Genomic DNA, 15,754 nt, shown 5'->3' on the forward strand with positions numbered 1-15,754 from the left:
CTGGGGCGCCGCTGGTCTCGCGCTGGTGCACGCCGAGACAGGGGAGAACTGGTGCGCCCGGGCAGATTCGAACTGCCGACACCCGCTTTAGGAGAGCGGTGCTCTATCCCCTGAGCTACGGGCGCGAGAGCGAGACAAGGCTACCTGACAGTCGCCCGTGATCCCTGCCACGGCCGGCAACCAGATCTGCGGCGCCCCTCCCCAGACGTCCGTCTCTCCACGAGGTCGCCAGGACACCGACGAGGTCGTCGCAGCTCTCGCGAGGTCGCACGGACACGCCAGATCTCCGGGCTAGGGGCGTCAGGACGGCGTGTCCGTACGACTTCGGTGCCTGACGTACGACCTGGGTGCGGACCGTGTGACCTCAGGGTGGGACCTGTGGGCGTGCGGGTGGGGGGTCGTGGCGGGGGGCTGCGGTGAGGAGCGGCTGGCGTGAGTGGGCTCGTGGGTGACCAGGGTCACGACAGGCGCTCTCGCACGTGGAGCCGGTGGATCCCCGGAGCGCAGAACCGCAGGTGAGACCGTCGCCCATGCACCGCGGCGACCAGCCGGTCGAACCGATCTGGAAGAAGATTCAACTTCCCTGTTGACACTCGATCTGGGCGAGTGCATAGTTGTCCCTGACAGTGCGTGCCGCCTGCCCCCTGCGCGGCACGCACTGTTCCTTTTTCTCCGGACGCACCCAGCCCTTCCCACCGCGCTCAGCCCGGTCACGGACGGCCAGGTCACCGCTCCGTCGAGGTGCCGGACAACCCCCTCCAGCAGTGCCCAGGCCCGTCGTGGCCCTCGTCGTCGGCGCGTCAGGCCACGAACGCCGTCCCGGCCAGATACCGTGCTGGGGTGACAGCTCCCGATCGCGACAGGACGGCGGGGACCGACAGGGCCCGCTCCGACCACGACCCGAGCCCGGCTGCGCCTCACGACCCGTCCAGCGAGAGAACCCCTGACATGACCAGCACGGACCAGTCCGCCTCCGGCGCGGTCCACGGCGACGCCGACGCGAACGCCGAGACGCGTGCCATGCGCACGGTCCCCACCCTCGTCAAGCCTGCCACCACGGCCGAGACCGTCGCCGCCGCGATCGACCGCTGGCGCTCGACCCTGGTCTCGCTGGCCGGCGGCTCGACGCTCGCCGACGTCGGTCTGCTCGGCGACGCTGTCCTCGACCTCACCGCCGCGCACCCGTCGGGCATCGCCCAGCTCTTCGCAGGCCGCAGCACCCGCCTGGCGAACATCTTCCGCGAGGGCAGCTCGCTGCCCGTCGCCCGCCGCCGTGCGCGCGCCGTCGCCCAGCGCTCCCAGGAGCAGGCCGAGCGCTACGGCATCGCCCCGACGTATCTGGCGATCGGCCTCGCGACCTGGACCGAGCACGAGGTCGACGAGACCTCCGACGACGTCGCAGCGCTCGCCCGCGTCGCCTTCTCCGGCGGCTCCGACCGTGGGGTCTACGACGACGCCGCAGCCGAGGCCTCCCGCGCCGCCGGCCGCACGGTCCGCGCCCCTGTCCTGCTGCGCCCGATCGAGATCGAGGCCCGCGGGGGAGGCGAGACCGACTACGAGCTCGCCCTCGAGCCCACGGCCGAGATCAACCCCGTGCTGGCCCGGGCGCTGCGTTCACGCGGGGCCCTGCTCGACGCAGCCGCCCTCGCCCGCGGTGCCTTCACGGGCTCGGGCTTCGACCCTGCTGTCGCCCTCGACCGCATCAACGCCCTCGGCTCGGCGGTGCTCGCCGACTTCACCATGACCGACAAGCTGCTCGTGGGGACCTTCGCGCACCCGGGGCAGATGCTCGTCGACGACCTCGACGACCTCAACATCGGGCTGGACCGTCACGAGGTCATCGCCGCCCTCGCCGGGGACCAGGGAGCCATCGACTCCCTCGCAGCCTCGATGCCCGCGCTGCGCACGGGCGACGCCGAGCCCAACATGGAGCGTGGTGTCGGCGACCTCGACCCCTCGGGCCGCAACGTCCTCGACGCGCTCGCCACGGGCAGCCACCTCTTCGTCGACGCCCCCGTGGGCGCCGACGCCACAGGCGCCGTCGCAGCGGTGGTCGCGGAGGCTGCAGCCATCGGCCGCAGCGTCCTGTACGTCCCCGGCCACCGTCGCGCCGCCGACGCGCTCACCGCGCGCCTGGAGGACCTCGGTCTCGGGGACCTGGTCCTCGACGTCACCCCGAGCCCCAGCTGGCGCACCTCGGTGTCGCGCCGCCTGCTCGGTGCCATGACCCTCGAGGCGCCGACTGTCGACGCCGCGCGCATCGCCGACACCCGCCTCGCCCTCGTGGAGACCCGGTCCAGGCTCACCCGGATGATCGACGGCCTGCACCAGCTGCGTGCTCCGTGGGACATCTCCGCCTACGACGCGCTCCAGGCACTGGCCCGGCTCACCTCCGAACGCCCGACCCCCGCCACGACGGTCAGGCTCGACGCCGCGACGCTCGCGCGCATCGCCTCGGTGCGCCAGGAGGTCGGCGCCGACCTGGTCCGGGCCGCGTCCCTCGATGCGTTCTCGGCCCAGCCGGGCACCTCGCCCTGGTACGGGGCTGACATCGACACCGACGCCACGGCCGAGGACGCCGTCGCCCGGATCACCCGGCTGCTCGACGTCTCGCTCGCCGACCTCCGCAGGCAGATGGACGCCGTGGTCGAGGACACCGGGCTGCAGGCCGCCCGCACGGTCTCTGCCTGGGGCGAGCAGATCGAGATGCTCGCCGGCATGCGCACGACCCTCGAGGTCTTCCAGCCGATGGTCTTCGAGCGGACCGCCGACGACCTGGTCGCCGCGACGGCGAGCCGTCAGTGGCGCAACGAGCACGACGTCGAGATGAGCGGGCTGCACCGCCGCCGGCTCGTCAAGCGTGCGAAGGACATGATCCGTCCCGGCTCACGCGTGGCCGACCTGCACTCTGCGCTGCTCGAGGTCCAGGCGCAGCGCCAGACCTGGGCCGAGCACTGCCCGTCCGGTGGATGGCCGCGCCTGCCCGAGGGCCTCGCGGCCATCGAGCAGACCTACCGCGACGTGGTCGAGGACCTCACAGCCCTCGACGCCGTCCTCGCGACGACCTCGGCAGGTGCCGGCCTCGCCGGGATGACCCTCGGCGACCTCACCGAGCGCCTGCAGCGTCTGCTCGACGACCGTGGGGCGCTCACCTCGCTGCCCGAGCGCACCCGGCTGGTCCGCAGCCTCACGGCTCACGGGCTCGGCACGCTGCTCACCGACCTCACCGCCCGCCGCGTCGAGCGCGGTCTCGTCGAGGCCGAGCTCGACCTCGCCTGGTGGAGCTCGGTCTTCGAGCAGATCCTCGCCGCGGACCCCTACGTCGCCGAGGTCGGCGGCCGGGGCATCGAGGCGCTCGCCGAGACCTTCCGCACCCTCGACCGCGAGCACGTCGACTCCCTCGCCACCCCGATCCGCGCGGCCGCCGTCGCGCAGATCCACGGAGCGCTCCGCGACAACAGGGAGCAGGCCGAAGGTCTCTTCGCGCTCCTCGTCGAAGAGTCGCTGACGAGCCTGCGGACCGTGGCCGACGAGTACGGTGACGTGCTGCGCAAGCTCCGCCCCTGCATGATCGCGACACCGACCCTCGTGCCGCACGTGCTCCCCGCCCACCGCACCGTGGACCTCGTGATCCTCGACGCCGCGCAGCACCTGCCCGTCGAGTCCGTCCTGTCGGCGATCGCCCGCGGCCGCCAGATCGTCGTGGTGGGCGACGCCCGCTGCGCTCCGGGCCAGGCTGTCCGCAGCCTCGCGGAGCTGCTGCCGACGGTCGGCCTCGCCGGTGACGCCTCGCGGCGCGACCCCGAGCTCACGCAGTTCTTGTCGCAGCACGGCTACGCGGGTGTCCTGCACCCGATGCCGCTGCCCTCCCAGGAGCGTCTGGTCTTCTTCGAGACCGTCGACGGCGTCGGCATGCCCGACCCCGTCTCGGGTGCTGTCGAGTCCACGCAGACCGAGGTCGACCGGGTGGTCGAGCTCGCGATCATGCACGCCCTCGACCGTCCCGACGAGTCCCTCGGGATCATCACCGGGTCGCGCGCGCACGCCGACCGCATCCGCGAGGCGATCCTCGGGCAGGTGCGCCAGAACGCGGCCCTCGGTCCGTTCTTCGACCCCTCGCGCCGCGAGCCCGTGGTCGTCTCCGACCTGCAGTCTGTCGCCGGGCTGAGCCGCGAGGCCGTGATCTTCTCGGTCGGCTTCGGCCGGACGCCGCACGGCCGGGTGCTGCACAACTTCGGCGACGTGTCCGGGCCGACCGGAGACTCCCTGCTCCTCAACGCGATCGGCTCGACACGACGCCGCCTCACGGTCGTCTCGTGCTTCGGGGCCGAGGACCTGGACCCCGAGCGCCTGCGCGGCGCGGGAGCCCAGCTGCTCGGCTCGCTCCTCGACTTCGCAGAGCAGCGGTCGGCCAGCCCCGTCCACGACGTCGGTCGGTTCACCGAGGGTCAGCCCGACCCGGACCGCCTGGTCCTCGACCTCGCCGAGCGACTGTTCCGCGCGGGGCTCACCGTCGAGACGCACCACGGCGCTGCCGACGGCGAGCACATCCCGCTCGTGGTGGGCCACCCCGACCTGCCCGACGAGCTGCTCGTCGCCGTCCTCACCGACGACGCCGACTACACGGCCGAGACGAGCATCCGCGTCCGGGACCGCCAGCGCGCCGAGCGGCTGGAACGTCTGGGCTGGTCTGTGGTCCAGGTGTGGTCTGTCTCGCTGTTCCTCGACCCCGAGGGTCAGGCCATGCGGATCCGCGAGACCGTCCTGGACATCGAGGCGCGCCGCCGCGCGGCCCGCATGCCGGTGACCGGGGCGATCCCGCTGGTCGGTCTCGACGACGCCGGAGACATCGCGGGGCTCGCCGATGCTGACGGTCTTGCCGGAGAGGTCGTCGACCCGTCGGCGCCTGTCCCCGTGGTCACCGCGCCTCTGCTCACCGAGGGGGACGTCCCGCAGCCGCGCGAGGCGGTCCGCCGCGCGAGCCGGCCCGACGTCGAGCCCGGGCTGCCCATCGCCGCCTACGGCGACGACGACCTCGACGAGCTGGCCCGGTGGATCATGACCGACGGCCTCCCGCGGGACGCCGACGAGCTCGCAGCGCAGGTGCGCTCCGAGCTGGGGATCGTCCGCAGGAGCAACCGCGTGGACATCGCCGTGTCGAGCGCGGTGCGCCGGACACTGGGCCTGTGACCTCGGGAGAGGGCGGCGCGCCGGACGGCGGCCGCCCTGGCCCGGGGCATTCTGCTCCGGAGCGACCGGCCTCGGTGGTGCAGCGCGAGGGGGCTGATCCTGCTGGCGCTCCCGAGACACCGCGTCGACGTGGGCACCGCCGGGTGGTCCGGAAGGGGCCCGAGCGTGAGGCTGTCGCAGGGCTGAGCGCGGACGAGACCTCGTCTGGCTGGGCCGACGAGGTCACCGGCAACGGGTCGGCTGACGACGCCAACGACGACCGGCTGCGTCGGGACGTGCCGCCGCACTGGTGATCTCAGGTCGCGCCCGCGGTGCTGCAGCACGCCAGGGGCCGAGACTGCGCGAGGTCGCAGCAGCGACGAGGTCGGGCGCGCGAGCAGGCCCGGCACGCGAAGCACGACGCACGTGGAGGATTCCGTACGCGAGAGGCCGCAGCACCGTGGGGTGCTGCGGCCTCTGGCGTTGCGGGGACCGGGTGTCGCTCTGGCGGGCCTGCGTCAGGCGACGGGCGGGACCGGCGGCTTCGTGGTCGGTACGTCCGGGGTGGACGGCGCTGACGAGGTGCCGAGCGCCGGGCCACCGTTCTGGGCGAGGAGCAGGTCGCGGATCTGCGTGAGGATGAGGACGTCTTCCGACGGGCCCTCGGGCTCCTCGATGACGCCCTTCTTGCGGAGCTTCTGCAGGTGGTTGAGCGGCAGGACCACGCAGAAGTACAGCGCGAGCGCGATGAAGAACAGGTTGATCAGCGCTGTGAGCACGGTACCGATGCTGAACACGGCGTCGTTGATCTCGAAGGTCATGACCGAGTCGAGGTTCGGCTCGCTGAAGATCGCGGCGATCAGCGGTGTGAGCAGGTTGTCGACGATCGCGTTGACCACGGCTCCGAATGCCGCACCGATGATGACACCGACGGCCAGGTCGATGGCGTTGCCGCGCATGATGAATTCTTTGAAGCCGTTCGCGACGTTCTTCATGGATCCCCACTTCCAGAGGTGACGATTAACGACAAGATCATCGCACGACCACTGCGGACACGGCCTGGCGTCCGGCGACGTTCGCGAGCAGCGAGGCCTCGTCGGGTGTGACCGCGACGAGCACCAGCTCGGCCGCGTCACCGGCGCTCCCTGCCGAACCGAGGATCCCGTCTCCGTCGTCTGCAGCGCTGGCTGGCTGAGGCAGGACGAGCGCCCTCACGGCGAGGGTCGTCGCCGGGGCGGCGGACGCGCCCTCGGCACCGTCCAGTGTCGGGGCTGCCGCGAGCAGGTCGACGTGCATCCCTGGCGACAGCACCGCGACCAGTGCCGGCTCGGCCAGGCGCACCCCTGCCACGACGGTGCCCGGTGGTCCCGTCGCAGCCTCGTCGACCAGCAACGGAGCCCCGAGGATCGTGCCCTCGGGGACGTCGAGCGCGAGGGTGCGACCCACGACGGCGGAGCCGTCCGAGTGCCATCCCTCGGCGACCACGTCGAGGGGGAGGTCGACCGTCCGCAGGTCCGCGGTGCCGAGCGTCGTACCGGCGGGCAGCGTGGAGGCAGCGACGACCACGGCCTGCCGCGGCTCCGGGGGAGGAGCGAGCCTGTGGACGACCACGGCTGCGGCGAGCCCGACGAGCAGCGCGGCGACGACGAACCTGTGCCGCCACAGCAGGGCCCGCGCTCGACGCCGCACCCGCGGAGGGACCAGCGCCCCGGGACGGGCCACGAGCGACGAGCTGGCCCCGGCGCGTTCGGTGCGTCGTCCGCCGGGATCGGAGCGGCCGGAGCGGTCTGTGCGATGGGTCAGGCGGCGAGAGCGCGCGGTGGCACGGTCGGGCAGGTCAGGTACCGGCCTGCCCCGAGGACTGACCCGGTCGGGCGTGCGGGACTGTGTGCGCATGCCTGCACGCTAGGGATCGTCAGACCGTGCCGGTGCCAAGTTCGAGCCGTCTGTGGACACGACGACGGCCGCCGCCCCTGGGGACGACGGCCGTGCGCGGAGACTGTGCTGAGTCAGGAGCCGGAGGAGCCTGACGACGTCGAGGCCTTCGACGAGCTGGACGACCCCGAGGCGCTGGACGAGCCAGACGAGCTGGACGAGCCAGAGGTGCTCGAGGACGAGCCTGACGTGCTCGAGCTGTCGCTCGACGAGCTCGTGCTGCTCGAGGCCGAGGCGGGCTTCGACGATCCCGAGGACGAGCCCGAGGACTTCTTCGAGCTGTTGTCCGTGCGGTAGAAGCCGGAGCCCTTGAAGACCACGCCGACGGGGGAGAACACCTTGCGCAGACGGCCCTCGCACTCGGGGCAGACTGTCAGCGCGTCCTCGGCGAAGGACTGGTGGATGTCGAAGCTGTGGCCGCACGCGGTGCACGTGTACGCGTAGAGGGGCACGGAGATCTCCTCGAGAACCTGTAGGGGGTCGGGCGCACCGGCGCACCCGGGTAGGGATCGGTCTCCCGTGCGGGCCGGGCAGGAGGGACGCGACCCGACGTGCAGGCTGCGACGCGTTGCCTGTTCTAGCACTCGGGTCGACCGAGTGCTAATCATACGTCTCCGCCGCCGCACCGGGAAGTGGGCTCCGGCACACCCCGCCAGGTAACGATCTCGCCCGCCGGGGGCGGGTGTCGGGCCGAGCACGTAACCTCGCACCGTGCCCTCTCGTCATGTCGCTCTCCGCCGTTCCCTCGTCGCCCTCGCCCTCCTGCTCGTCGTCGCCCTCGTGGCGACTGTCGTCACGACCGCTGTGCTGGTCCGGCGCCCCCTGCCGACCACCTCGGGCGAGCTGAGCGTCGCCGGTCTCTCCGCGCCCGTCACCGTGCACCGCGACGCGCAGGGTGTCCCGGACATCTACGCCTCGACGGCAGCGGACCTCTTCATGGCCCAGGGCTACGTGCAGGCGCAGGACAGGTTCTTCGAGATGGACTACCGACGTCACGTCACCGCGGGCCGGCTGTCGGAGCTGGTGGGCGAGAACGCCGACGCCCTCGAGGCGGACAAGGTGATCCGCACCTTCGGGTGGCGCGAGGTCGCCGAGCAGGAGTGGGAGATCCTCGACTCCGACACCAAGAACTACCTCCAGGCCTACGCCGACGGCGTCAACGCGTATCTCGCCGAGCGCTCGACCTCGCAGATCGCCGTCGAGTACTCCGTGCTCGGTCTCCAGGTCTCCGTCGAGGACCCGGAGCGCTGGGACCCCGTCGACTCCCTCGCCTGGCTCAAGGCGATGGCCTGGGACCTGCGCGGCAACTACGACGACGAGCTGGCCCGGGCGCAGTCACTCGCCACGGTCCGCGACGTGGGACGTGTCGACGAGCTCTTCCCCGACTACCCGGACACCGTCAACACGCCGATCCTGTCCGCCGAGGCCGCCGCTGCGAACAGCGTGCCTGCACCGAGCGGGGCCGGAGCCGGGGCGTCCTCAGACCCTCTCGACCTGACGTCCCCCGCGGTCGCCGGAGCTGTCGACTCTGCGGCGCAGGCTGTCTCTGCGGTGCCGGTCCTCGTCGGACGCGGAGCAGGGATCGGCTCGAACTCGTGGGTGGTCTCGGGCGAGCACACGGCCACGGGCAGCCCGATGCTGGCCAACGACCCGCACCTCGGCCTCGCCGCCCCGAGCATCTGGGCGCAGGTCGGTCTGCACTGCGACGCCGTGGGCGACGCCTGCCCCTTCGACGTCACCGGCTTCTCCTTCGCGGGCTTCCCCGGCGTGATCATCGGCCACAACCCCGGGCTCGCCTGGGGGATCACGAACCTCGGGGCCGACGTCACAGACTTCTTCGTCGAGCGCACGCAGGACGACACCTACCAGGTCGACGGGACCTGGAACGAGATGACCACGCGGACCGAGGTCATCAAGGTCGCCGGGGCGGACGACGTCACCCTCGAGGTGCGGTCGACCGGCCACGGCCCGATCATCTCCGACGTGCTCGACGTCGCCCCCGTCACCGGGACGCCGACCGAGGTCGTCGACGGCGTGCTCCGTGCCGGGGGAGGCGGCTACGAGGTGGCCCTCGGCTGGACCGCGCTGACACCCGGGCGGACCGCCGACGCGATCTTCGCCATGAACACCGCGGCCGACGCCGAGGACATCGCCGCGGCTGCCCGGCTGTTCGAGGTCCCGTCGCAGAACATCGTCTTCGCGACGACCGACGGTCATATCGGCTACCAGGCTCCAGGCACGATCCCGGTCCGCGGCGTGGTCGAGGGCCCCATGCCCTCCGACGGCACGTGGCCGCGGCCCGGCTGGGACAGCGCCTACGACTGGCAGGGGACCGTCGACCCCGCCACGATGCCCTCGGTCCTCGACCCTGCCGAGGGGTTCATCGTCGCGGCGAACCAGGCCGTCGCGCCGGCCGGCGCCGGCCCGTACCTCACCTCGGACTGGGACTACGGCTTCAGGTCGCAGCGCATCCGCACGCTGCTCGAAGAGCAGATCGCGGCCGGCACGCCCTTCACCGTCGACGACATGGAGCGGATCCAGGGCGACACCGACAACCCCTTCGCGCGGCTGCTCGTCCCTGTCCTCCTCGAGCAGCGGCTCACGACAGGCTTCGAGCGCGGCGGGCAGGACCTGCTGCGCGACTGGGACTACAGCCAGGACGCCGACTCACCGGCGGCCGCCTACTTCTCTGCGGTCTGGGCCGAGATGCTCGCGCTGACCTTCGACGACGAGCTCTCCGAGGAGGCTGCGGCCGACGGCAGCGACCGGTGGCTCGAGGTGGTCCGCACCCGGCTCGACGACCCGATGAGCTCGTGGTGGGACGACAGGCGCACGGCGAACGTCGTCGAGACGCGCGACTCGATCCTCCAGCAGGCTCTGGTCAACGCCCGGTCCGAGCTCACGGTCCGTCTCGGCAGCGACCCGTCGGACTGGCGCTGGGGCTCCCTGCACACGCTCGACCTCGAGCACCCCGTGCTCGGCGGGGAGTCGGTCCCGGGCATCGTCCGTGGCTTCGTCAACCCGCCGACCCTCGAGATGAGCGGTGGCGCGGCGATCGTCGACGCGACGTCGTGGGACGCCTCGACAGGCTCCTTCGAGGTGACCGCGGGTCCGTCGATGCGGGCGGTCGTCGACCTGGCCGACCTCGACGCCTCGACCTGGGTCGTGGTGACCGGCACGTCGGGCCACCCGGCCAGCAGCCACTACGAAGACCAGCTGTCGACCTGGGCGGCCGGCGACTCCTACACGTGGCGGTCGAGCCGCGAGGCCGTCGAGGCCGAGTCGAAGGACGAGCTCACGCTCACGCCGTGATCCAATCCCAGCCGTGCGGGGTCGCGTACCCGTGCACGGGGCGGTCATGCTCCTCGCGGGGGAGCGGGCGCTCCTGCGCGTCGTAGATCTCCTCGGGGAACACCACGGCGACGATCTTCACGTCGGGCCTCACGAAGGTGAGGGCGCGGTCGTACCAGCCGCCGCCCTGGCCCAGCCGCGTGCCGGAGGTGTCCACCGCGAGAGCGGGGGCGATCACCACGTCGACGTCTTCGAGGGCCGACGGACCGACAGGGGCGCCGGAGGGCTCCGGCGGGCGCCCCGGGGCGCGCTGCAAGAGGTCGTGGGCCCCGGCGTAGGGGGCCCAGTCGCGCTGGAGACCTGCGCCGAGCACCGGCAGCAAGATGGTCTTGCCGAGCTCGTCGAGGGCGTCGAGCAGCGGAGCCGTCCCGGGCTCGGCCGGTCGGGCGGCGTAGAGGCCCACGCGTCGGGCGTCGCGCACCTCGGGGATGGTCAGCACGACCTCGGCCAGCGCGTGCGCGGCCTCGTCGCGTCGGCGCTCCGTGCGTGCGTCGCGGGCCGAGCGGATCGCTGTGCGCAGGGCGCTCTTGGCGTCCTCCGCCTCGAGCGCCGCGTGGACAGGGTACGGCTGTGCTGGACCACTCATGGTCAAAGTATCTCAAAGAAACGCCCCGTCCGGGGTGTGACCCGGTCAGGACCTGCGCAGAGTCGTATCTGCACTACCCTGGCCGGATGAGCGCGACCACCCCCACCGCCCCGTGCTGCTCGAGCGTCTTGACGACGGCGGTGGCTCAGCGGTGAAGAGCGTCCAGGACCAGCTCGCGGCAGTCCTCGCCGTCGCCCTGCCCGTCCCCGCGCTCGACGTCGTCCTGACCGACGCCGCGGGCTGCATCCTCGCGGCCGACATCGTCGTCACCGAGGACATCCCCTCGCGCCCGCTGGCGACCTGCGACGGCTACGCGGTGCGCTCCCAGGACCTCGCCGGAGCGAGCCACGAGTCGCCCGTGGTCCTGCCCGTCACCCACGACGTCTGGTCTGCTGCCGACGAGCCCTTCAGGCTCGCGCCGCGTCAGAGCGTCCTGGTGAGCTCGGGGGTCCCCATGCCCGTGGGGGCCGACGCGCTCGTCCCCGTCTGGGCGACCGACCGCGGGGCCGCCAAGGTCCGCGTCATGACCGAGCTCGCCCCCGGCGCCAACGTCCGCGCCGTCGGCTCCGATGTGCGTGCCGGGACCGTCGCGCTGCGCCACGGCACCCGCCTCGACGCCCGGCAGCTGGCCTTCGCGGCGAGCCTCGGCTACGCCCGGATCCGGGTGCACCCCGCGCCGCGCGTCGTGATCCTCCCCGTCGGCGACGAGCTGGTCCAGCCGGGCTCGACCCGTCCCGGGGTGTTCGACGCGAACGGTCCCTCCCTGCGGACCGCCGTCCAGGACGCCGGAGCCATCGCGATCCAGGTGGCGCCGGTGAGCGACGACCAGACCCGCCTGCGCGAGATGATCGAAGACCAGCTGGTCCGCGCCGACCTGCTCATCACCACCGGCGGGTTGTCGGAGGGGTCGCACGACACCCTCAAGGACGTGCTGGCCCCGCTCGGCACGGTCCGCTTCGACCACGTCGCGATGGTCCCCGGGCGCAACCAGGGCCTCGGGACGCTCCACGCCGGCATCGGCGACAGCACCGACAACCCTGGAGACACGATCCCGGTCTTCTCCCTGCCCGGGCACCCCGTCGCCGCGCAGATCTCCTACGAGGTCTTCGTGCGGCCGGCGCTGCGCGCGATGGCCGGCTACACAGACATCTACAGGCCGTCCGTCGCGGCCCACGCGGCTGTCGGCTGGCGCAGCCCCGCGGGTGTGCGCCAGTTCGTCCCCGCGGTCCTCGTCGGGTCCCCCGACGGTGGGTACCACGTGACGCCCGTCGGCGACCCGACCCGTCTCGAAGACCTCTCGGTCGCCGGGCTCGCCGAGGCCAACGCGCTGGCTGTCGTGCCCGAGGGCGAGTCCGAGGTGCGCTTCGGCGACCGCGTGCACTGCCTGGTCCTCGAGGGCTAGCGGTGGGTGTGGTCTGGGCGCCGCGCTGGCCGGTGATCCTTCGGGACGACTCGCTGCGCGCCCCCGGCGGGACGCTGCTGCTCCGGCGCCTGCGCCGGGCGGACCGCGACGCGTGGATGGACCTGCGGGCGGACAACCAGGACTGGCTCGAACGGTGGGAGGCCACCACCCCGGCACCGACTGGCCTCGACCGCCAGGGCCGTCACCGCGGGTGGCCGGGACGGACGCAGCCCACGCGCCCGCCGTCCTTCACGGGCTACGTCAGGGCCCTCGACAAGGCTGCCCGCGACGGCTCGACGCTGCCCTTCGCGGTCGAGCTGGACGGCGAGCTCGTCGGCCAGCTGACGGTCTCCTCGATCACCTACGGCTCACTCTGCTCTGCGAGCATCGGCTACTGGGTCGGCCAGCACGTCGCAGGACGGGGCGTGATCCCGACGGCCGTCGCGATGGCCGCCGACCACTGCTTCTTCGAGCTCGGGCTGCACAGGGTCGAGATCAACATCAGGCCCGAGAACGCGCCGAGCCTGCGGGTGGTCGAGAAGCTCGGGCTGCGTGACGAAGGGCTACGCGAGGCGTACCTGCACATCCAGGGTCGGTGGTGCGACCACAGGACCTTCGCTCTGACAGCCCCTGAGGTGCCGGACGGGCTGCTCGCGCGGTGGCGGTCCACGCAGGGCGCCTGACCGCGACGGGGGCCCTGCATCGACCGCGACAGCGGCCCGGGGCCGACACGCCGGGGTGCGTCCACGGTCGGTGCTGCCACCTCGCCTAACGTCAGCGTGTGGGATCACCAGCCGGTATCGTCGTCGTGGCTGTGGTCGTGCTGTGGTTGGCCTACCTGGTCCCTCAGAGGTTGCGTCACCGTCAGCAGCTGCTCGAGTCGCGGGTGGACGACAGGTTCTCCGGTCGTCTGCGCGTCCTCGCGGTCGCGAGCGGTGACTCGTCACCCAGCAAGAGCACCACGGGACGGTCCGCGCAGGCCGTCTCTCAGAAGCATGGTGACTGCACGACGTCGAGCAGTGTGGACGTGTCGTTGCTGACACCGCCGATCGGCACGACGGTGCGGGCTCGGCGTCAGATCACGGATGGAGTGCAGGACATGGAGCGGAACGACTCGTACGGGTCGGCCTCGCGCGACGCGCTGCTCGCGCGCCGCGCCGCTGCTGCGCGCCGCCGCGCGACCCTCACGCTCGGCCTCGTGGTGCTCACCGCCCTCGTCGGCGTGATCGTCGCCGTGACGTCCCTGCCCGTCTGGACCGTGGCTGTCCCCGCAGTCCTCCTCGTCTCGGTGCTCGTCCTCGGACGTCGCGCCGTCCTCGCGAACGCCCGCGCCGACGCTGCTGCCAGGGAGCGTGAGGCGGCCCGCGAGGCCGCCCGCCCCGCAGCGCTGCGCCGTGCCGGACGCCCCGCACCTGCTGTGCGAACCACCGTGACCGGTCGTGCCGTGCACTCCTCGCAGACCCAGACCGAGATGATCTCCCGCGTGCGGGCTGCGGGTGCCGCTGGCCAGGGCGCTGAGGGCACGTCGGCCGGTACGACGACCGGCACGACCGCTGCCACGACCACCGCCGCCAAGACGACCGCCGCGAAGAGCGGCGCCGAGGTAGAGCGGACCGTCACTCCGACGGCTGCCGCCCGAACGGCTAAGACTGCCGAGCCGGAGGCGTCCTCGGCCTCTCGTCCGACCGGCGGGGCTGACCGTGCGTCCTCGGCCGCCCCTGCTGCCCGCCAGCCCGCTCCAGCCCAGGAGGGCGAGAGCACCGACTGGGAGCCCGTCGCCGTCCCGCGCCCGGTCTACACCCTCAAGTCGACCGCGCCCCGCTGGGAGCCCGCGCCCCTCACGGCCGAGCTCCGCAAGCTCACCGAAGAGCGTCGCGCCGAGCTCGCCGGGGCCAGCCCCGCGCAGCCCGCACCGGTCACGGTGGCCGCTGAGGAGCCGTCCGAGGACAGCCTCGGCGTGAACCTCAACTCCGTCCTGGCCCGCCGCCGGGCCGCGGGGGAGTGACCGCTCCTGTGCGGAGCACCTCCACCTGGGTGCTAGGCTAGACAGCGGTTCGGCACACCGGTTCGTCCGGTCGTCAGACCTGGGGCTATGGCGCAGTTGGTAGCGCGCTTCGTTCGCATCGAAGAGGTCAGGAGTTCGAATCTCCTTAGCTCCACCACAGCACGACAGAAGAACCCGGCTCCTCAGGAGCCGGGTTCTTCTGCGTCTGGGGCCGGGCGCGGCGGGGCGGGCACCGCAGGCACCGGAGGCACCCGAGGGGCGGGACGAGGGCGAGGCCCCCGTCCCGTGCCGGTGGGCTACTGCTCCGACAGGATCCGGTCCAGGTCGTCCAGCACGGTCATGCCGCCGAGCGGGCCGACACCGGTGATCCAGAAGGACTGGTCGACCAGGTGGGCGTCCGGGAAGGCGTCGGCGTTCGTGGTGATGACCTCGGGCATGGTCGCCGGGTCGCTGGTGTCCGAGGTGGTGACGAGCACGAGGTCGGCCTGCGCCTCGAAGACCCGCTCGTAGGACAGGTCGACGGAGATCGAGTCTTCCCAGTCGCGCTCGGGGGTGGTGAAGCCAGCGCACTCCAGGGCGCTCCCGGCGAAGGAGGTCGGCCCGTAGAGGCTCAGCTGTCCGTCGCGCGGACGGATGAGCTGGGCGGTCTTGCCGGCCGTGTCGTGCTCGTCCGCGACCTCGGTGCAGCGCGCGTCGAAGTCGTCGAGCAGGGTCTGCGCCCCGGCCTCGTCGCCGAGGGCGCGGGCGACGAGCGCGACGTTCTCGGTCCACGGGTCGGTCTGCGTCGCCATGAACACCGTGGGCGCGATCTCGTCGAGGCGGTCGTAGAGCGCCGAGTGGCGTGACTCCGTCCCGAGGATGAGGTCGGGCTCGAGGGCGGCGATCTTCTCGATGCTCGGCTCGGTGACCGTGCCGACGGACTCGATGCCCGCGGCCTCCTCGCCGAGGTACGCGGGGATACCGGCCTCGTCGCTGAGCACGGCGGCACCGACCGGGATGACACCCAGGGCGACGGCGGTGTCGAGCTGCACGGGTTCGAGGACGACCACCCGGAGCGGCTCGGCGGGGACCTCGGTCGTGCCGCGGGCGTGCTCGACGGTCTGCGTCGTCGGCGCGGCCGAGGTCGCCTCGCCGGAGGCTGTGCTGCCGGTCGCGTCGGCGCCGTCGGTGACGGTCGAGCACCCGGCGAGCAGGGTGGCGGCGAGCAGGGGGACGGCGATCAGGAGGTGCGTGCGGCGGGGAGCGCGCGGGCGGGTCGGGGTGCTCATCGGAGGTCCTTCCAGGAGGGATCAGGTGGGCGGTGCTG

Annotated in this window: 11 protein-coding genes, 2 tRNA genes and 1 pseudogene; 8 read left to right on the top strand and 6 right to left on the bottom strand. The window is 72.5% G+C overall.

Annotated features, from left to right (window positions below):
- Window positions 1-49: 49 nt before the first annotated feature.
- Window positions 50-125 (bottom strand) — tRNA-Arg (locus tag ASG53_RS03285).
- Window positions 126-948: 823 nt separating this feature from the next.
- On the opposite strand from ASG53_RS03285, the gene ASG53_RS03290 reads away from it, so the two are divergent.
- Together ASG53_RS03290 and ASG53_RS20065 are read left to right on the top strand one after the other, a co-directional pair.
- Entirely contained in the window at window positions 949-5,190 is a 4,242-nt protein-coding gene (locus ASG53_RS03290; RefSeq protein WP_056128458.1) for a hypothetical protein, read from the top strand.
- A 143-nt stretch (window positions 5,191-5,333) separates the two neighbouring features.
- Window positions 5,334-5,483 carry a hypothetical protein gene (locus ASG53_RS20065; protein WP_179913558.1) on the top strand — a complete coding sequence of 50 codons (150 nt, stop codon included), beginning with the start codon at window positions 5,334-5,336 and terminating at the stop codon, window positions 5,481-5,483.
- 204 nt (window positions 5,484-5,687) lie between these two features.
- On the opposite strand, the gene mscL is transcribed toward ASG53_RS20065, so the two are convergent.
- Window positions 5,688-6,164: a large conductance mechanosensitive channel protein MscL gene (gene mscL, locus ASG53_RS03295; protein ID WP_056128461.1), complete on the bottom strand. Its 477-nt coding sequence runs from the start codon at window positions 6,162-6,164 to the stop codon at window positions 5,688-5,690.
- Window positions 6,165-6,201: 37 nt separating this feature from the next.
- Window positions 6,202-7,065: an SAF domain-containing protein gene (locus tag ASG53_RS03300; protein WP_082543746.1), complete on the bottom strand. Its 864-nt coding sequence runs from the start codon at window positions 7,063-7,065 to the stop codon at window positions 6,202-6,204.
- 105 nt (window positions 7,066-7,170) lie between these two features.
- Between ASG53_RS03300 and ASG53_RS20545 the strand changes: the two genes are divergently transcribed.
- Entirely contained in the window at window positions 7,171-7,401 is a 231-nt protein-coding gene (locus ASG53_RS20545; RefSeq protein ID WP_056128467.1) for a hypothetical protein, read from the top strand.
- A 14-nt stretch (window positions 7,402-7,415) separates the two neighbouring features.
- Here the strand turns inward: ASG53_RS20545 and ASG53_RS20550 are convergent.
- Window positions 7,416-7,712, bottom strand: a pseudogene (locus tag ASG53_RS20550) (FmdB family zinc ribbon protein); the annotation flags it as partial.
- A 103-nt stretch (window positions 7,713-7,815) separates the two neighbouring features.
- Here ASG53_RS20550 and ASG53_RS03310 point away from each other — a divergent pair.
- Window positions 7,816-10,416 carry a penicillin acylase family protein gene (locus ASG53_RS03310; protein WP_056128469.1) on the top strand — a complete coding sequence of 867 codons (2,601 nt, stop codon included), beginning with the start codon at window positions 7,816-7,818 and terminating at the stop codon, window positions 10,414-10,416.
- On the opposite strand, the gene ASG53_RS03315 is transcribed toward ASG53_RS03310, so the two are convergent.
- Window positions 10,406-11,041: a 5-formyltetrahydrofolate cyclo-ligase gene (locus tag ASG53_RS03315; RefSeq protein WP_056128472.1), complete on the bottom strand. Its 636-nt coding sequence runs from the start codon at window positions 11,039-11,041 to the stop codon at window positions 10,406-10,408. The genes ASG53_RS03310 and ASG53_RS03315 overlap by 11 nt on opposite strands.
- 151 nt (window positions 11,042-11,192) lie before the next feature.
- Here ASG53_RS03315 and ASG53_RS03320 point away from each other — a divergent pair, with 151 nt between their 5' ends.
- The 4 genes from ASG53_RS03320 to ASG53_RS03335 all read left to right on the top strand — a co-directional run bounded on the left by ASG53_RS03320 (window position 11,193) and on the right by ASG53_RS03335 (window position 14,605).
- The gene (locus ASG53_RS03320) at window positions 11,193-12,443 is read left to right on the top strand and encodes a molybdopterin molybdotransferase MoeA (RefSeq protein WP_056130571.1); all 1,251 of its coding nucleotides are present in this window, start codon (window positions 11,193-11,195) and stop codon (window positions 12,441-12,443) included.
- Between the two features lie 2 nt (window positions 12,444-12,445).
- The gene (locus ASG53_RS03325) at window positions 12,446-13,126 is read left to right on the top strand and encodes a GNAT family N-acetyltransferase (protein ID WP_082543748.1); all 681 of its coding nucleotides are present in this window, start codon (window positions 12,446-12,448) and stop codon (window positions 13,124-13,126) included.
- A gap of 98 nt (window positions 13,127-13,224) precedes the next feature.
- A complete protein-coding gene (locus ASG53_RS03330) occupies window positions 13,225-14,448 on the top strand; it encodes a hypothetical protein (RefSeq protein ID WP_056128474.1) in 1,224 nt (407 codons plus the stop codon).
- An 81-nt stretch (window positions 14,449-14,529) separates the two neighbouring features.
- Window positions 14,530-14,605: transfer RNA gene (locus ASG53_RS03335), tRNA-Ala, on the top strand.
- Window positions 14,606-14,744: 139 nt separating this feature from the next.
- Here ASG53_RS03335 and ASG53_RS03340 read toward each other — a convergent pair.
- On the bottom strand, window positions 14,745-15,716 hold the full coding sequence (locus ASG53_RS03340; RefSeq protein ID WP_056128476.1) for an ABC transporter substrate-binding protein: 972 nt from the start codon (window positions 15,714-15,716) through the stop codon (window positions 14,745-14,747).
- Between the last annotated feature and the right edge of the window lie 38 nt (window positions 15,717-15,754).

It is taken from the genome of Sanguibacter sp. Leaf3, assembly GCF_001425965.1.
In the GTDB taxonomy this organism is placed as follows: domain Bacteria; phylum Actinomycetota; class Actinomycetes; order Actinomycetales; family Cellulomonadaceae; genus Sanguibacter; species Sanguibacter inulinus.

Coding starts and splice junctions, on each gene's coding strand:
- ASG53_RS03300 (WP_082543746.1), bottom strand. CDS start 7,065: ATGCGCACACAGTCCCGCACGCCCGACCGGGTCAGTCCTCGGGGCAGG.
- mscL (WP_056128461.1), bottom strand. CDS start 6,164: ATGAAGAACGTCGCGAACGGCTTCAAAGAATTCATCATGCGCGGCAAC.
- ASG53_RS03315 (WP_056128472.1), bottom strand. CDS start 11,041: ATGAGTGGTCCAGCACAGCCGTACCCTGTCCACGCGGCGCTCGAGGCG.
- ASG53_RS03340 (WP_056128476.1), bottom strand. CDS start 15,716: ATGAGCACCCCGACCCGCCCGCGCGCTCCCCGCCGCACGCACCTCCTG.
- ASG53_RS03290 (WP_056128458.1), top strand. CDS start 949: ATGACCAGCACGGACCAGTCCGCCTCCGGCGCGGTCCACGGCGACGCC.